Annotated in this window: 12 protein-coding genes and 1 pseudogene; all 13 read left to right on the top strand. The window is 60.9% G+C overall.

Going from position 1 to position 15,979, the window contains the following annotated elements; all coding sequences use genetic code 11:
- The first annotated feature begins 48 nt into the window (after positions 1–48).
- On the top strand, positions 49–717 hold the full coding sequence (locus ACP7AD_RS16140; protein ID WP_426148768.1) for an AAA family ATPase: 669 nt from the start codon (positions 49–51) through the stop codon (positions 715–717).
- Positions 695–1,069: a hypothetical protein gene (locus ACP7AD_RS16135; protein WP_426148767.1), complete on the top strand. Its 375-nt coding sequence runs from the start codon at positions 695–697 to the stop codon at positions 1,067–1,069. The genes ACP7AD_RS16140 and ACP7AD_RS16135 overlap by 23 nt, the downstream gene beginning before the upstream one ends.
- The gene (locus ACP7AD_RS16130) at positions 1,066–1,665 is read left to right on the top strand and encodes a helix-turn-helix domain-containing protein (protein WP_426148766.1); all 600 of its coding nucleotides are present in this window, start codon (positions 1,066–1,068) and stop codon (positions 1,663–1,665) included. Before ACP7AD_RS16135 ends, ACP7AD_RS16130 begins: the two co-directional genes overlap by 4 nt.
- Before the next feature lie 264 nt (positions 1,666–1,929).
- Positions 1,930–2,223, top strand: coding sequence for a hypothetical protein (locus tag ACP7AD_RS16125; protein ID WP_426148765.1), 294 nt, complete (start codon positions 1,930–1,932; stop codon positions 2,221–2,223).
- A 155-nt stretch (positions 2,224–2,378) separates the two neighbouring features.
- Positions 2,379–2,819 carry a LexA family protein gene (locus tag ACP7AD_RS16120; RefSeq protein ID WP_426148764.1) on the top strand — a complete coding sequence of 147 codons (441 nt, stop codon included), beginning with the start codon at positions 2,379–2,381 and terminating at the stop codon, positions 2,817–2,819.
- A 92-nt stretch (positions 2,820–2,911) separates the two neighbouring features.
- Positions 2,912–4,213: a Y-family DNA polymerase gene (locus ACP7AD_RS16115; protein WP_426148781.1), complete on the top strand. Its 1,302-nt coding sequence runs from the start codon at positions 2,912–2,914 to the stop codon at positions 4,211–4,213.
- 360 nt (positions 4,214–4,573) lie between these two features.
- Positions 4,574–5,824: pseudogene (locus tag ACP7AD_RS16110) on the top strand (putative Na+/H+ antiporter).
- 652 nt (positions 5,825–6,476) lie between these two features.
- Positions 6,477–8,471, top strand: coding sequence for an acyltransferase family protein (locus ACP7AD_RS16105; protein WP_426148763.1), 1,995 nt, complete (start codon positions 6,477–6,479; stop codon positions 8,469–8,471).
- A gap of 340 nt (positions 8,472–8,811) precedes the next feature.
- Entirely contained in the window at positions 8,812–10,296 is a 1,485-nt protein-coding gene (locus tag ACP7AD_RS16100) for a SulP family inorganic anion transporter (RefSeq protein ID WP_426148762.1), read from the top strand.
- Between the two features lie 12 nt (positions 10,297–10,308).
- Positions 10,309–11,061 (top strand): universal stress protein, encoded by a 753-nt coding sequence (locus tag ACP7AD_RS16095; protein ID WP_426148761.1) that lies wholly within the window; start codon positions 10,309–10,311, stop codon positions 11,059–11,061.
- Between the two features lie 379 nt (positions 11,062–11,440).
- Positions 11,441–12,001 (top strand): chlorite dismutase family protein, encoded by a 561-nt coding sequence (locus ACP7AD_RS16090; RefSeq protein ID WP_426148760.1) that lies wholly within the window; start codon positions 11,441–11,443, stop codon positions 11,999–12,001.
- A 418-nt stretch (positions 12,002–12,419) separates the two neighbouring features.
- Entirely contained in the window at positions 12,420–12,980 is a 561-nt protein-coding gene (locus ACP7AD_RS16085) for a recombinase family protein (protein WP_426148759.1), read from the top strand.
- Between the two features lie 2 nt (positions 12,981–12,982).
- Positions 12,983–15,955: a Tn3 family transposase gene (locus ACP7AD_RS16080; protein WP_426148758.1), complete on the top strand. Its 2,973-nt coding sequence runs from the start codon at positions 12,983–12,985 to the stop codon at positions 15,953–15,955.
- The last annotated feature ends 24 nt before the right edge of the window (positions 15,956–15,979 follow it).

Raw genomic sequence — 15,979 nt, 5'->3', positions numbered from 1 at the left:
TGCCGGAAAGCCTGTAAAGAACGGCTTAACTTTACCGATTGGACCGACATGCTTATCTTGATCGCGAACGAGAAGGGCGGGGTGGGCAAGACCACCATTGCCGTGAACCTGGCGGCGATGTGCCGGCTGGCTGGAAAGGATGTGCTGCTGGTGGACACAGACCGGCAGGAGTCGGCCAATACCTGGGCGGCGATGCGCCATGAAAACGAGGTCAAGCCGTCCATCACCTGCGTCAGCAAAACCGGCAAGGTCGGGTATGACCTGGTGAACCTGGCTGGCAAGTATGACGTGGTGATCGTCGATGCTGGCGGGCGTGACTCGCTGGAAATGCGCCAGTCGCTGGCAATATGCGACACCTGCATCATTCCGATCAAGCCGGCCCAGTTCGACGTGTGGAGCTTGTCTCGCATGGCCGGGCTGATCCGCGAGGTGGCTGAGCGCACCGAGCGGCCCGTCAACGCGATGGCATTCATCAACGGTGCCAGCCCAAACCCGAGCGTGCGCGAAACGCAGGAGGTCAAGGAAGCGCTGAAGGATTATGCCGACCTGTTTCCCACCATGGAATCGGTCGTGACAGAGCGGATTGCCTTTCGCAAGGCATCGCGTGATGGCCTGGGCGTGACCGAACTGCATCCTTCGCTGGCCGATGCCAAAGCCAACCTCGAAATGATTTCACTCTACCAGGAGATTTTCCATGAAAAGTGGACCACAAAATAAGATCCGCTCGGCGCCGCCCATGCGCAGCCCAGCCGAGGCGCTTGCCGGCTTGGACAAGGTGCGGGAGTGGACCGAACAGCCCGCCAAGGACGCTGCCAGCGCGATTACGCCTGTGGCTGAGGTCATTGCACCGGTCGAGCCGCCCAAAGCGCCAGAAGCCCGCTTTCCATGGGATGAAGCGGCCATGGGTGCGCCCGAGGCGGTCAAGCTGGTGAACTTCAAGATTCCCATGCGGCTGTACCTCAAGCTGAAGTATTTGGGCGACACCACCTACGATTCGAGCATGACCAAGATCGTCGTATCCACGCTGGAAAAGGAAACGGACCGGCTGCTCAAGGCGCGCCAGGCATGACCACGCCGAGCGAGTCGCGGGCACTGCAGATAGAGCAGGGCGACTTATGGGACGGCCTGAAAGTTAACGGCACATGGTTTCATGTGCTGCGCTCGTTTAGCCACGACAAGGAAATTGCCAAGATCGGCACCATGGCGCTGGCGGTGTACATCGTCATCAAGGGGCACACCGACTTTCACACCGGAAGCGCCTTTCCTTCGATCCCGGTCATTGCCGAGCAGATCGGCGTGACCGACGACACGATCCGCCTGGCGCTCAAGCAGCTGGTCAAGCACGGCTGGCTGACGGTCGGGAAAAAAGGGCGGTCGAATCTCTACTCGGTGGTCGAGAAGGTGCACATCGACGGCCAGGATGGCCAGCGCTGGGCCACGGCCGAGCGCAAGTATGTCGGCAAGGAGTTTCAGGGGTTTGTTGAAGAGCTGCAGCGCCTAGCCAAAACTGGCAATTTACCGACGGATCGAGCCATCACGGTGAACCTGACGGTGAACATCCAGAACAACACTTTTAATGGCGACCACAACACGCCGACGATGAATGTGCAGAACGTTGCTGGTGACTCGGACGATGAGCGCATCAAGGCGCTTCGCAAAGTGTGACTTGCCGATAGACGGTTTTCGCATGCTCAAAAAATAGGCGCAGGCCGTTTGGCGAGTTATCCATTCTTCTCTTTAAATCTCTTCTTATTAGGCCCTTATGGGTAAGTGGGGTTCGCCATCGAACACCCTTATGGGTAAGGGCTATTTATCCACATTACCCTTATCAGTAAGGGCTATTGAAAGTTATTCACAGACCCGGAATTGTGGATAACTTACAGCTATCGAACGATGGCAGGGCTGTCAAAATTGGGCATACTGAACAGCATGACCTATTGGATCACCCTGCAAGACTTCCCTGAGATTCCAGACGATACCCGCGCGAAAGCCGAGGAGCAGTACCGCCGCGCCCTGGAAAAGGCACTGGGCGGGCCGGAGGAGGTCGTGCTCGCCTACCGCGCCTGGCTCAGCGTCAGCGAAAGCGGCAACGACCAGGTTGGCAAGGAGGAGGTGGCCCAGGCCACCCAATGGCAAAAAGCCTCGGACCTGGCCCGGCAGGCCGGCTTTCGCTTGCTGGGCGAATCGGACGAGGCCTACTTCGAGTTCAAGCTGAGCCGCTGACCCGATAGCGCCTGCCACACACCCCGCCTGGCCCCTTTGGGTTTGCCGGCAGGGGCCGGCTTGGACTTCCTTTCCTACTCCAAGTCTTGGTTTGCCGACATCCGGGATTGCACCGTGCATGTCCCTGAAAGCGCCAGGGTTACAATACTGTATATATGTACAGATCTTTGCCGCTAACCGCCACGCGCTTTGAATCGAGCGGTCCTTTGCCGCTGCCGATGGTCGAGGGCACGGTCTGGGCGGGCTTTCCCTCGCCGGCAGCGGACTTTGCGGTTAAGCGCTGCGACCTCAACGACCTGATGGTCACGCACCCGGCGGCCACGTTCTTTTGGCACGTGCGCGGCACCTCGATGGTGGACGCGGGCATCTGCGACGGCGACTTGCTGGTGGTCAACCGGGCGCTTGCGCCCCAGCACATGGACGTGGTGGTCGCCGAGGTCGATGGCGAGTTCACGGTCAAGCATTTTTGCGCCAAGGGCGGCTCGGTCTCGCTGCGTGCAGCCAACCCGACGTTTCCGCCCCTCCTGCTCAAGGAAGGACAGACCCTGACGATTTGCGGCGTGGTCACGTACACGATCCGCAAGATGCGCCCGTAGCAAACTCCCCGAACGTACCGGCACAAGGGGGGTACAAGGGCGGCACGACCGCGTTCCAACCATAAAACCACCCAAGGAGCACTGCCATGGCCCTGTTCGCGCTGGTCGACGGCAACAACTTTTATGTCTCCTGCGAGCGCGTCTTTCGGCCAAGCCTGAAGCACTGGCCGGTGGTAGTGCTCAGCAATAACGATGGCTGCTGCATCGCCCGCAGCAACGAGGCCAAGGCGCTCAACATTGCCATGGGCGCGCCCTGGTTCGAGGTCAAGCACTTGAACGACAGCGACGGGCTGGTGGGCCTGTCGGCCAACTTCACGCTCTATGGCGACATGTCGGAACGCATGATGTCGATTGCCGCGGGCCTGGGGCCTGGACAGGAAATCTACAGCATCGACGAGAGCTTCATTGACCTCACAGGGGTGCGCGGGGACCTCACCGCCCGGGCTAAAACCGTGCGCGAGCGCATCTTGCAGTGGACCGGCATCCCGACCGGGATCGGCATTGGTTCGACGAAGACCCTGGCCAAGCTGGCCAACTATATTGCCAAGACCGCCGAGCGAAAGCCCGGCAGCTACCCGGCCGAGTTCGCCCAGGTGTGCAACTTGGCGTCCCTGCCGGCAAGCGACCTGGACGCGGTGTTTGCCGCGACAAAGGTCGGCGAAGTCTGGGGCGTGGGCCGGCGCATTGCGGGGCAGCTGGAGGAGGGCGGAATTGGCACCGTGCTGGACTTGGTGCGCATGGACCCGGCTACCGTGCGCCGACGCTGGAGCGTGGTGCTTGAGCGCACCGTGCGCGAGCTTCAGGGCCTGTCCTGCATTGCCCTGGACGAGCAGCCCACGCCAAAGAAAGAGATTGCCTGCACCCGCAGCTTTGGCCGGCCGGTGACGGACCTCGGGCCGCTCATTGAGGCGGTGAGCGAGTTTGCGACGCGCGCGGCTGAAAAGCTGCGCCTCCAGGCCAGCGTGGCCAGTGAAGTCTTGGTGTTTGCCCACACCTCGCCGCACCGCCCGGGGCCGCGCTTTTCGCAAAGCGCCAATGTTCCACTGCGCCGGCCGACGGCGGACACCGCTTGCCTCGTGCAGGCCGCCGTGCTGGGTCTGCGCTCGATCTACAAGCCCGGCTTTGAGCTGATCAAGGCGGGCGTCATGCTGCTCGACCTGGTGCCCGGCAGCCTGTACCAAGGCGAATTGGACCTGGAGCCTGAGACCATTGGGGAGCGAGTCAAGCTAATGGCCACGATCGATGCGTTGAACGAAAAATACGGCAAGGGCATGGTGCGCCTGGCCAGCAGCGGGATCGATGACCGAACCCGGCTCTGGGGCATGCGCCAGGAACGCTTGACGCCGGGCTATACGACCGCGTGGGTGGACATGCCGATTGCCAAGGCTGTTTGAGAGACTGCCTTGGCTTACAAGCTGGTAACGGTTTTTATCGTTAGTTGATGAGGTTGTAGGCTAGCGGCTACCAGCGCCTCGGGCGGGCTTGGCAAGGGGCCAGTCTGGAAGTGGCGTGAATCACGCCGGAACAGCGTAACCGGGTATTCGCGACCGGCAGTTTTCTGGCAGTCCAACGCATTGCTCGCCAGAAGCCGCTCGTGAAATTAGGGTCAGTGCCCAAAGCGAACCTTCGCAGACTCTTGACTCAGCCAACTTGACATGGACCGTTTTGGCACCACCAGAATGGTCCGCCAGTCAATCGGCGTTCGGCGGGCATGGTCAGCTTTCATGGTACGGTAATAGCTCATGCTCAATACCATGCCCAACATCGACATCATCGCCGCGTGTCTTTTCGCACTCGCGTTAATTCATACGTTTTCGACAAAGTTCTTCGAGCGACTCGCCCATACCTACCCAAAGCATGAAGGGCTGTTTCACCTGCTGGGGGAAGTGGAGGTGGTTTTCGGCTTTTGAGCGGTTGTGCTCGTCACGGCCATGGCCTTAACGGTGGGTGGTTCCCAAGCCATCGAGTACGCCGAGTCCAGACACTACACCGAGCCTTTGTTCGTGTTCGTCATCATGGTGGTCGCCGCGTCGCGCCCCGTGGTGGAGGCCATCCAGGCCTTGGTTGCCTATCTTGCCCGGCTTGCGCCGGCTCGCTTCATCATCGCCCAGGTCTGGCTGTGCCTGGCGCTGGTGCCCTTGATTGGTTCCTTGATCACCGAGCCTGCTGCTATGACGCTGACCGCGTTGATGCTGGCGCCGCTGGTGTTTCGTCCTGGCATTCCAGAGTGGCTGAAATATGCCGCGCTCGGTGTGCTGTTCGTCAATATTTCAGTCGGCGGCACCTTGACCTCCTTTGCGGCGCCCCCGGTTCTGATGGTGGCCGCCACCTGGAACTGGGACAGCGCCTTCATGGTGGCCAACTTCGGTTGGAAGGCCGTCATCGCGGTCCTTATCAACGCGACGGTCGTCATGCTGGTGCTGCGCCCGCACCTTGCCGATGTGGAGCCTGCCGCCAAAAAAGAAAGCAGCAGCCGCATTCCGGCCCTCGTCAGCGTGATTCACCTGGCCTTTTTGGCCGCTGTCGTGGCGTTCGCGCACCACCCGGTCATTTTCCTGGGCTTGTTCCTGTTCTTCCTGGGCTTCACGCAAGCCTATGCCCGCTACCAAACGCCCCTCATCTTGAAGGAGGCACTGCTGGTGGGCTTTTTCCTAGCCGGTCTGGTCGTGCTCGGAGGCATGCAGCAATGGTGGCTGCAGCCCATCGTTTCAAGTTTGGAGCCGACTGCCTTGTTCTTCGGCGCCCTGGGACTGACTGCCATCACGGACAACGCTGCGCTTACCTATCTGGGCTCTTTGATTGAAGGCATCAGTGATACGGCTAAGTACATGCTGGTTGCCGGCGCTGTGGCGGGCGGGGGTCTGACCGTGATTGCCAATGCGCCAAACCCGGCCGGCGTTGCCTTGCTCAAGCAGGGCTTTAATGACGAGTCCATAGGCGCCGTGGGGCTGCTTCTCGGCGCTGCCTTGCCGACGATGGTCGCTGCAGCGATGTTCCTGCTGTAGCCAATGCTGACGGACGGCGCGTGGTTGGTTGGCGGTGCTGCGGTCATCGAAATCGTCGCACATTGCTGACAGCCTAGTGGCTTATCCCAATGTTGACAATGGAGCAAACAGTTCTGCAGGTCGGCTCGCTCTTGCCAGTCTGTTGCTGACCGAACCAGGTGAAATCTTTTCGTTGAAATCGTGTTCGTGAAACAGTGGTTCATGGCTGCTTCGTAAATACGCGACGATCATTTTTTTATCAATGGTTTAAGCGCTAGAAAAAAATGCAGCTGGCGGCGATGGCCTAGGTCCCCAACAAGCTTTCAGCCATCGAACTGATACTCGTCCCATCATTGCCTCTTGTATAATTTTTTCATGCGTGCTGCAAGCCTGATGCTCTTCCCAGCCGAGGTGTCTTACCCCGGATGCGGCCTGCCGCGCGGCTACTTTTGCTCCGTCACGCCGCCTTGATCAAGTCCTGAGCCGGCGCGCAATGCGCCCTGATGACCGGGCTTGCCAGACGCCTAACTGCGCGCTTGGCTCGACACCTCCATTTTTCTTTGCCTTTGGGCTTTTCAGCAACCTTGCCTGATGCTGCGCGCTTGTCAAAGTGCGTCGTTCCTGGCTGTGCCGATGCCATGAATTTCAAAAATAATCGCAGGGAGCGCCTCCTATGGCCTTGACCCATTACCGCGGTGATATTGACGGGCTGCGCGCCGTCGCCGTGCTCGCTGTCGTGCTCAACCACCTTTCCTCTGGGCTGCTTCCTGGTGGCTTCGTCGGAGTCGATGTCTTTTTCGTGATTTCCGGCTACTTGATTACCCGCATCATCAGCGATGAGATCGAGCAAGGGTGCTTTACCTTTGCCCGGTTCTATGAACGGCGCGCTCGGCGCATCTTTCCCGCCTTGATTGCCATGCTTGCGGTCACGCTCGCGGCAGGGTATGCCGTGCTGCTGCCCAGCGACTACATCGGCACGCTGCGCGCTGCCTTGGCAACACTGCTGTTCGCCTCCAACGTGCTGCTTTGGCACCAGCAGTCTGGCTACTTCGACGCCACCGAAAGCAAGCTCGACCCCATGCTGCACACCTGGTCACTGGCGGTGGAGGAGCAGTTTTACCTGCTGTTCCCGGTTTTCTTGCTGCTGTGTTACCGATACTGGCGCAAGCGCGTGGTCTGGATCGTGCTGGCTTGCGCGCTGGTCTCGCTCGCTGGTGCTGTGATGGTGGTCAAGGGCAACCGGAGTGCTGTATTTTTTCTCTCGCCTTTTCGTGCCTGGGAGCTGCTGGCCGGCTCATTGCTCGCCTATCGCGTGCTGCCTTGCATCGGCTCACGCCTGCTGCGAGAAGCCTTGGCCGCCAGCGGCTTGATGGCGATCATGCTGGCTTGCTTTTTTTACCGAGATGCAACTGTCTTTCCCGGCCTAACGGCCTTGGCGCCGGTGCTCGGCGCTGCAGCTGTCATCCATGCGGGCAGCAGCGGCCCGACGCTTGCCGGGCGGCTGCTGCAATGGCGGCCCGTGGTCTATGTCGGCCTGATTTCGTACTCCCTGTATTTATGGCACTGGCCGCTGATCGTACTGGCGCAGTACGCCAATGGCATGGAGCCGCTGTCGCGCTTTTGGCCGCTTTTGTTGCTGGTCTCCTTGCTGCTGGCCAGCGCGTCTTACCATTTCGTCGAGCAACCGTTTCGGCGCAGCGCCGGTGGCCTGGCGCGCCTGGCCCTGCCGTCCGGGGCGGCGCTGGTGCTCGCGCTTGGCTTGTTTTGCGCAGCCGGGGTGGTGATGAGCGGGTTTCCAGGCCGGTTCACGCCTGCCGTGGTCAGTCTGGACAAGGCCCGCTCGCCGTTAATTCCGTATGAGCACTGCAGCGATTTGGCGCCTCAGGCCGCTTGCCTGCTGGGAGGCGGCCAGGGTGAGCCGCAGATGCTGCTGTGGGGTGACAGCCACCTGGTGTCGCTTGCGCCGGCGCTGCACGAGGTGCTGCGCCAGCAGGGCAAGCGGGCTGTGTTGCTGCCCTATCTGGGCTGCGCGCCCGTGTTCGAGGCAGGCAGCGCGATCCGGGCCGCGTGTCCTGCGCTGCAGGCCAAGGTGAAGGCGTACTTGGTGGCGCACCCGCACATCAAGACGGTGGTCATGACCGCTTTTTGGAGCACTTATTTTCGTGAAGGCGGCCCCATTCAAATGGCGTCCTCCGCTGGTCAGGCTATGGACGGTCAAGCGGCAGCCCAAGCCGGGTTGCGCGCAACGCTGAAGTGGCTCCAGCAGGGCCAGCGCACCGTGATCCTGATCGGACCGGTGCCGGCTTACAACAAGAGCGTTCCGGCCGCCTTGGCGTTGGAAGTTGCCAGCGGCCGCCAGCGCGCGCGTTCGTCCAGCAGCGAAGAAAAGTTGACCAATGCGCCGTTCTTGGCAGTGGTCGGCGAATTCGAGCCAGACGTGCAGTTTCAGTATGTGGATCCGGTGCCCTGGCTCTGCGCACCGGAGTGCAGGCTGATCGAGGGGGGCGTGCCCCTTTACCGGGATGCGCATCACCTCAGTGTGGCCGGGGCCATGGCGCTCAAAGACCAGCTGAGTCAAACGTTTGCATGGGCGGCTGAGCCGCCTCAGACCGTCTCATTGCCATCACTTCCAGCAGCGGCTGACACCATGCTGAACACTGAAAAATGACCGCACTTCATTCATCCGAGCAGAAAAAGATGCTGTGACTTCTTTGGCATTTCGTTAAAGAAAGCAGGCCAAAAGCAAGCCAAATCGACGGTTTTGCTTGTGCGTAAAACCACTGCAGCTAAAATCATTTGATGCAGCATACAGGCCAAAATGTTCCTGGAAGACCGGAGTCCTATCCGGTCAGCATGCTGCCGCGCGGCTACTTCTGCTCCGTCACGCCGCCTTAAGCGCAAATTCAGCCCTGCTCCTTGCGAGCACCACGAGGCGCTTCCCCCGCCACCCGCTTTTTCCTGATCCAGCTCCGCCCTGCGCGGGCGCTGGCCGTCTTCGCTATTGACTCATGCAATTCAAAAACACTTTACGCCAGGATTGGTTGTCCAACGTCCGCGGCGATCTGCTTGCCGGAACCGTTGTCGCGCTGGCCTTGATTCCCGAGGCCATCGCTTTTTCCATCATCGCCGGGGTGGACCCCAAGGTCGGGCTGTACGCATCATTCTGCATCGCGGTCGTCATTGCCTTCACGGGCGGTCGTCCCGGCATGATTTCAGCGGCCACCGGCGCCATGGCGCTGGTGATGGTCACGCTGGTCAAGGACCATGGACTGCAGTACCTGCTGGCGGCGACCCTGCTCACGGGCGTGCTGCAAATCGTGGCGGGCGGGCTGCGGCTTGGCGTGCTGATGCGCTTTGTCTCGCGCTCCGTCGTCACCGGCTTCGTCAATGCGCTGGCCATCCTGATCTTCATGGCGCAACTGCCCGAACTGATGGGCGCGCCCTGGCCTGTTTACGCCATGGTGGCCGCAGGCCTGGGCATCATTTACCTCTTTCCGCTGCTGACGAAAGCGGTGCCCTCGCCCCTGGTGTGCATCGTCGTGCTGACCGGCGTAGCCATGGTGCTCGGACTGAACATTCGCACCGTAGGCGACATGGGTCAACTCCCTGACAGCCTGCCTGTCTTTTTGCTGCCCGATGTGCCACTGAACCTGCACACGCTGCAAATCATCTTTCCCTACGCCCTGACCCTGGCCGTCGTGGGCCTGCTGGAGTCGATGATGACCGCTTCCATCGTCGATGAGCTGACCGACACGCCGAGCAACAAGAACCGCGAGTGCGTCGGCCAGGGTGTGGCCAACATCGCCTCGGGCTTGCTGGGCGGCATGGCCGGCTGCGCCATGATCGGCCAGTCGGTCATTAACGTGAAGTCCGGTGGCCGGGGACGGCTTTCGGCCCTGGCGGCGGGCGTCATTTTGCTCATCATGGTGGTGTTCCTGGGTCCATGGGTCCAGCAGATTCCCATGGCCGCGCTGGTCGCCGTCATGGTGATGGTGTCGATTGGTACCTTCAGCTGGGAGTCGCTCAAGAACCTGCGCAAGCACCCGCCGAGCTCAAGCATTGTCATGGTGGCCACGGTGATGGTCGTCGTTGCCACGCATGACTTGGCCAAGGGGGTGTTCGTCGGCGTGCTGCTGAGCGGCATCTTTTTCGCCCACAAGGTCGGCCGCGTGCTGCGGGTGGACAGCGAAAGCCTCGACGAAGGGCGAGGTCGCGCCTACGCCGTGGTGGGCCAGGTGTTCTTTGCTTCAGCCGATGCCTTCATCGCCAGCTTTGATTTCAAGGAAGCGATCGCGCGGGTGCGCATTGATGTCAGCCGGGCGCATTTCTGGGACATCACGGCGGTGAACGCCCTGGACAAGGTGGTGGTGAAGTTCCGCCGCGAAGGCGCGGCCGTCGAAGTCATTGGCATGAACGAGGCAAGTACGACCCTGGTCGACAAGTTCGCCGTGCATGACAAGGCTGATGCCGTTGAACGAATGATGGGCCATTAAGCGATGAAAACCATGAAAAAAGTAATGGCCTGCGTCGATTCGGTCCCTTCTGCGCGCAATGTGTGCGACTACGCGATCTGGGCTGCGTTGCGGCTGGCGGCTCCCCTGGAACTGCTCCATGTGCTGGACCGGCACCCTGAACAGGCACCAAGCAGCGACCTCAGCGGCAGCATCGGTCTGGGTGCTCAGGAAACCTTGTTGCAGGAGTTGAGTGCGCTGGACGAAAAGCGCAGCACGCTGGCGCAGCACCATGGCCGCGAACTGCTCGATGCGCTTGCAGAAAGAGTCCGGGAGGCGGGCATCCCCACGGTGCAAAGCCGACAGCGCCACGGAAGTTTGGTTGAAACCTTGGTGGATCTGGAGCCCGAATGCAGGCTATTTATTTTCGGACAGAACCACCCTGCCGAGCCAGGCAGAAAATTGCATCTGGACCATCACATCGAGCAAGCCATCCGTGCAGTGCGGCTCCCGGTGCTGGTGGTTCCCAAGCGATACCGCAGGCCCACCAGCTTTGCCGTTGCCTTTGACGGCAGCGCGAAAGGCCGAAAAATGCTCCAAGCCGTGGCAAGCAGCGCGCTGCTGCAAGACCTGCTGTGCCATGTGGTGATGGCCGGTGAGGAGAGCGACGAGGCGTCCAGCCATCTCGCCTGGGCTCGCACCTTTTTGGGCGCAGCCGGACTCAACGGGCGCGTTTCGTTTGCGTTGGGTGAGCCTGAGAGCAGCTTGATGGGGTCGTCACAGAAAAGGGAAAAAATCGTACGCTAAGCTGATGAGCTGGCTGACTTGCTCACGTAATACCTCTTCATACCGGGGCCTTCAAGCAGATGCGAGGCAAAGCAATGCCGCAGCGAATGGATGCCGCCGGCCTTGGTGATGCCTGCGCCCTTGCGAGGCCGGGAGGAATCGCGGCGGCTGGCAAACAGCCAGTCATCGCCTTTGGCGCCGGATCGGCAGGCGCGCCAGTACAAGCGCAATTGGTCCAGAAACTCTGGCGAGAGAAGGCTGTAGGGAGTCCAATTCAATGGAAAGAGCTATCAGACCCGTATTAATGCAATCCTGCGCGAGGCGATGATGCACAAGCATGGATGGGCAGATAGGTTCTTTGAAGCTGTAAAAAAGTTAAACATCAACATGAAAGGTTGAAATGGATACGCGATTATTTGCATTCGTCGGCGGAGACATCGGTCTTTGGCGGATCGTTGGAACCGAAACCATAGTTGGCAAGCCACTGCCTGAAGCCAACAGGCTCAACGTAATATCTGCCTCAGAGTTGCAGCTTGAAGCCAATGCGCCCTGGGTACTTCGTGGAATAACAAGCAATGAACGGTATGTCATGCGCGAAGAAAAGAACGAAATTGTGGCGAAGCAGCAAGGGCTAGCGCGCCCAGAAGCAACTTGCGCTGCGTTGATACCGATCCGGAAAAACGCAGCTTGGTGGGAATTCACGCAAGACGAGCGTCGGCGCGTTTTCGAAAAGTCAAAGCACATCCAAATCGGGCTTAACTACTTGCCTGCAATAGCGCGCAAGCTCCACCACTGCCGTGACCTCTCAGAAAATGAACCGTTCGATTTTCTCAATTGGTTCGAGTTCGCGCCAATCCATGAGGCTGAGTTCAACACGTTGCTTTCCGAGCTGCGTGCAGCAGAGGAATGGAAGTACGTTGACAGAGAAGTTGACATCCGTCTCGTGCGCGAAGCGGCATAGGGGGCCGGAGCGTTAGCGCAGGGTGGGGGACGCAGTCCACCAGGTAGACCAGCTCGAACCCTCACAGGCTTCATGGCGGCGCGTTGGTGGCAAAGCAGTGCCTACACCATCACGCTGGAGAAAACGGCTGTTTCAACGCTTGCGTTGCTGCGCCCATCGTTAATTTTCTGTGACTTTTAGCTCTCCTGAATTTTGGTGAGCTTCAGAAAACGGAAAAATCGTACGCTATGCCGCGTTCGACTCGCCTGAGACGGCCTGAAGCTCTAAAGAAGGATGGTGTCCATCTGAGGCATACCCTAACCGGGCGTCAGACCATTCCACACGAAACCGTCAGAATAGAGTCGTTATCTGGATTTATTGACACGCGCCGTCAAGGGTTATAGATTTCATCCTGACACATTGGCCTCAGGAGGTCACCTTGCACGATCAGCGCATCGGCTATGTACGCGTCAGCAGTTTCGACCAGAACCCGCAACGCCAGCTTGAACATGTTCAGGTAGACAGGCTGTTCACCGACAAGGCATCGGGTAAGGACACCCAGCGCCCCGAGCTGGAAAGGTTGATCGCCTTCGTGCGCGAGGGCGACACGGTGGTGGTGCACAGCATGGATCGCCTGGCACGCAACCTCGACGATCTGCGCCGACTGGTGCACAAGCTCACCCAGCGCGGCGTGCGCATCGAGTTCGTCAAGGAGAGCCTGACCTTCACCGGCGAGGACTCGCCGATGGCGAACCTGATGCTGTCGGTGATGGGCGCATTCGCCGAGTTCGAGCGCGCCCTGATCCGCGAACGGCAACGTGAGGGCATCGCCCTCGCCAAGCAGCGTGGGGCCTACCGGGGCCGCAAGAAGGCACTGTCGCCGCAGCAGGTGGCCGAGCTGCAACGGCGGGTCACCGCTGGCGAGCAGAAAGCAAAGCTTGCTCGCGAGTTTGGCGTCAGCCGCGAAACCTTGTATCAGTACCTGAGAACAGAAAGTTAGCCATGCCACGCCGTTCAATCCTGTCCACCGCTGAGCGGACAAGCCTGCTGGCATTGCCCGATACCGAAGATGAATTGATCCGGCACTACACGTTCAGCGAGGCCGATCTGTCGCTGATTGGCCAGCGGCGCGGCGATGCGAACCGCTTGGGCGTCGCCGTGCAGTTGTGCCTGTTGCGCTTTCCGGGTCAAGGGCTGCTGCCAGATGCCGCCGTGCCGGCGCCCCTCGTGCAGTGGATCGCGCGGCAACTGCGCACCGATCTGGGTTGCTGGCCGCAGTATGCCGAGCGCGAGGAAACCCGGCGCGAGCATCTGCTTGAACTGCGCGCCTACCTGAGTCTGGAGCCGTTCGGCCTGGCGCATTACCGGCAGGCGGTGCGGACTGCGACTGAGCTCGCCTTGCAGACGGACAAGGGCATCGTGCTGGCCGCCAGCATCCTTGATGCGCTGCGCCACCGGCACATCATCCTTCCGGCGCTCGATGTCATCGAGCGCGTCTGCGCCGAGGCCATCACCCGCGCCAACCGGCGCATCTACGAAGCCTTGTCCGAACCGCTTTCGGACGTGCATCACCGTCGCCTCGATGACCTGCTCAAGCGCCGCGACAACGGCAAGACGACTTGGCTGGCTTGGTTGCGCCAGTCGCCCGCCAAACCGAACTCGCGCCACATGCTCGAACACATCGAGCGCCTGAAATCCTGGCAGGCGCTCGACCTGCCTACTGGCATCGAACGGCTGGTTCACCAGAACCGGCTGCTCAAGATCGCCCGCGAGGGTGGCCAGATGACGCCCGCTGATCTGGCCAAGTTCGAGCCGCAACGGCGCTACGCCACCCTCGTCGCGCTGGCCATCGAGGGCATGGCCACCGTCATTGACGAAATCATTGACCTGCACGACCGCATTTTGGGCAAGCTGTTTAACGCGGCCCAGAACAAGCATCAGCAGCAGTTCCAGGCGTCGGGCAAGGCCATCAACGCCAAGGTGCGCCTGTACGGGCGCATCGGCCAGGCGCTGATCGACGCCAAGCAGTCGGGCCGCGACCCGTTCGTCGCCATCGAGGCCGTCATGTCCTGGGATGCCTTTGCCCAGAGCGTCACCGAGGCGCAGAAGCTCGCGCAGCCCGATGACTTCGATTTCCTGCACCGCATCGGCGAGAGCTACGCCACCTTGCGCCGCTACGCGCCGCAATTCCTGGGTGTGCTCAAGCTGCGGGCCGCGCCCGCAGCCAAGGGCGTGCTCGACGCCATTGAGGTGCTGCGCGGCATGAACACCGACAACGCCCGCAAGGTGCCCGCCGATGCGCCGACCGGCTTTATCAAGCCGCGCTGGCACAAGCTGGTCATGACCGACGCCGGTATCGACCGGCGCTACTACGAACTGTGCGCGCTGTCGGAGCTCAAGAACTCGCTGCGCTCGGGCGACATCTGGGTGCAGGGCTCGCGCCAGTTCAAGGACTTCGAGGACTACCTGGTGCCGCCCGAGAAGTTCGCCAGCCTCAAGCAGTCCAGCGAATTGCCGCTGGCCGTGGCCACCGACTGCGACCAGTACCTGCACGACCGGCTAACACAGCTGGAGGCGCAGCTTGCCACGGTCAACCGCCTGGCGGCGGCCAACGAGCTGCCGGACGCCATCATCACCACCGCGTCGGGCCTGAAGGTCACGCCGCTCGATGCGGCGGTACCCGACAACGCGCAGGCGCTGATCGACCAAACGGCGATGATCCTGCCGCACGTCAAGATCACCGAGCTGCTGCTGGAGGTGGATGAGTGGACGGGCTTCACCCGGCACTTCACGCACCTGAAATCGGGCGATCTGGCCAAGGACAAGAACCTGCTGCTGACCGCCATCCTGGCCGATGCGATCAACCTGGGCTTGAGCAAGATGGCCGAGTCCTGCCCCGGCATGACCTACGCCAAGCTCGCCTGGCTGCAGGCCTGGCATACCCGCGACGAAACCTATGGGGCAGCGCTGGCTGAATTGGTGAACACCCAATTGCAGCATCCCTTCGCCGGGCACTGGGGCGACGGCAGCACGTCATCGTCCGACGGTCAGAATTTCAGAACCGGCAGCAAGGCCGAGAGCACGGGGCACATCAACCCGAAGTACGGCAGCAGTCCAGGGCGGACCTTCTACACCCACATCTCCGACCAGTACGCGCCGTTTCACACCAAGGTGGTCAATGTCGGCGTGCGCGATTCGACCTATGTCCTGGACGGCCTGCTGTACCATGAATCCGACCTGCGCATCGAGGAACACTACACCGACACGGCGGGTTTCACCGATCACGTCTTTGCCTTGATGCACCTGCTGGGCTTTCGCTTCGCGCCGCGCATCCGCGACCTGAGCGACACCAAACTATTCATTCCCAAGGGCGATGCCAGCTATGACGCGCTCGCGCCGATGATCAGCAGCGACAGGCTGAACATCAGACACATCCGCGCCCACTGGGATGACATCCTGCGGCTGGCGACCTCCATCAAGCAAGGTACGGTGACGGCCTCGTTGATGCTCAGAAAGCTCGGCAGCTACCCACGCCAGAACGGTCTGGCCGTGGCCCTGCGCGAGCTGGGACGCATTGAGCGCACGCTGTTCATCCTGGACTGGCTGCAAAGCGTGGAACTACGCCGCCGCGTGCATGCCGGGTTGAACAAGGGCGAGGCGCGCAACGCGCTGGCCAGGGCCGTGTTCTTCAACCGGCTGGGTGAAATTCGCGACCGCAGTTTTGAGCAGCAGCGCTACCGGGCCAGCGGCCTCAACCTGGTGACGGCGGCCGTCGTTTTGTGGAATACGGTCTATCTGGAGCGGGCAGCGAACGCACTGCGTGGCAACGGCCATGCGGTCGATGACGCGCTGTTGCAGTACCTGTCGCCGCTCGGCTGGGAGCACATCAACCTGACGGGTGACTACCTCTGGCGCAGCAGCGCCAAAATCGGCCCGGGCAAGTTCAGGCCGCTACGACCGCTGCAACCGGCTTAGCGTACGATTTTTTCCGTTTTCTGA

This window comes from Polaromonas sp. DSP2-3-2b2 (assembly GCF_049895905.1).
In the GTDB taxonomy this organism is placed as follows: domain Bacteria; phylum Pseudomonadota; class Gammaproteobacteria; order Burkholderiales; family Burkholderiaceae_C; genus Polaromonas.
This window is presented reverse-complemented; position numbering and strand designations above follow the sequence as displayed.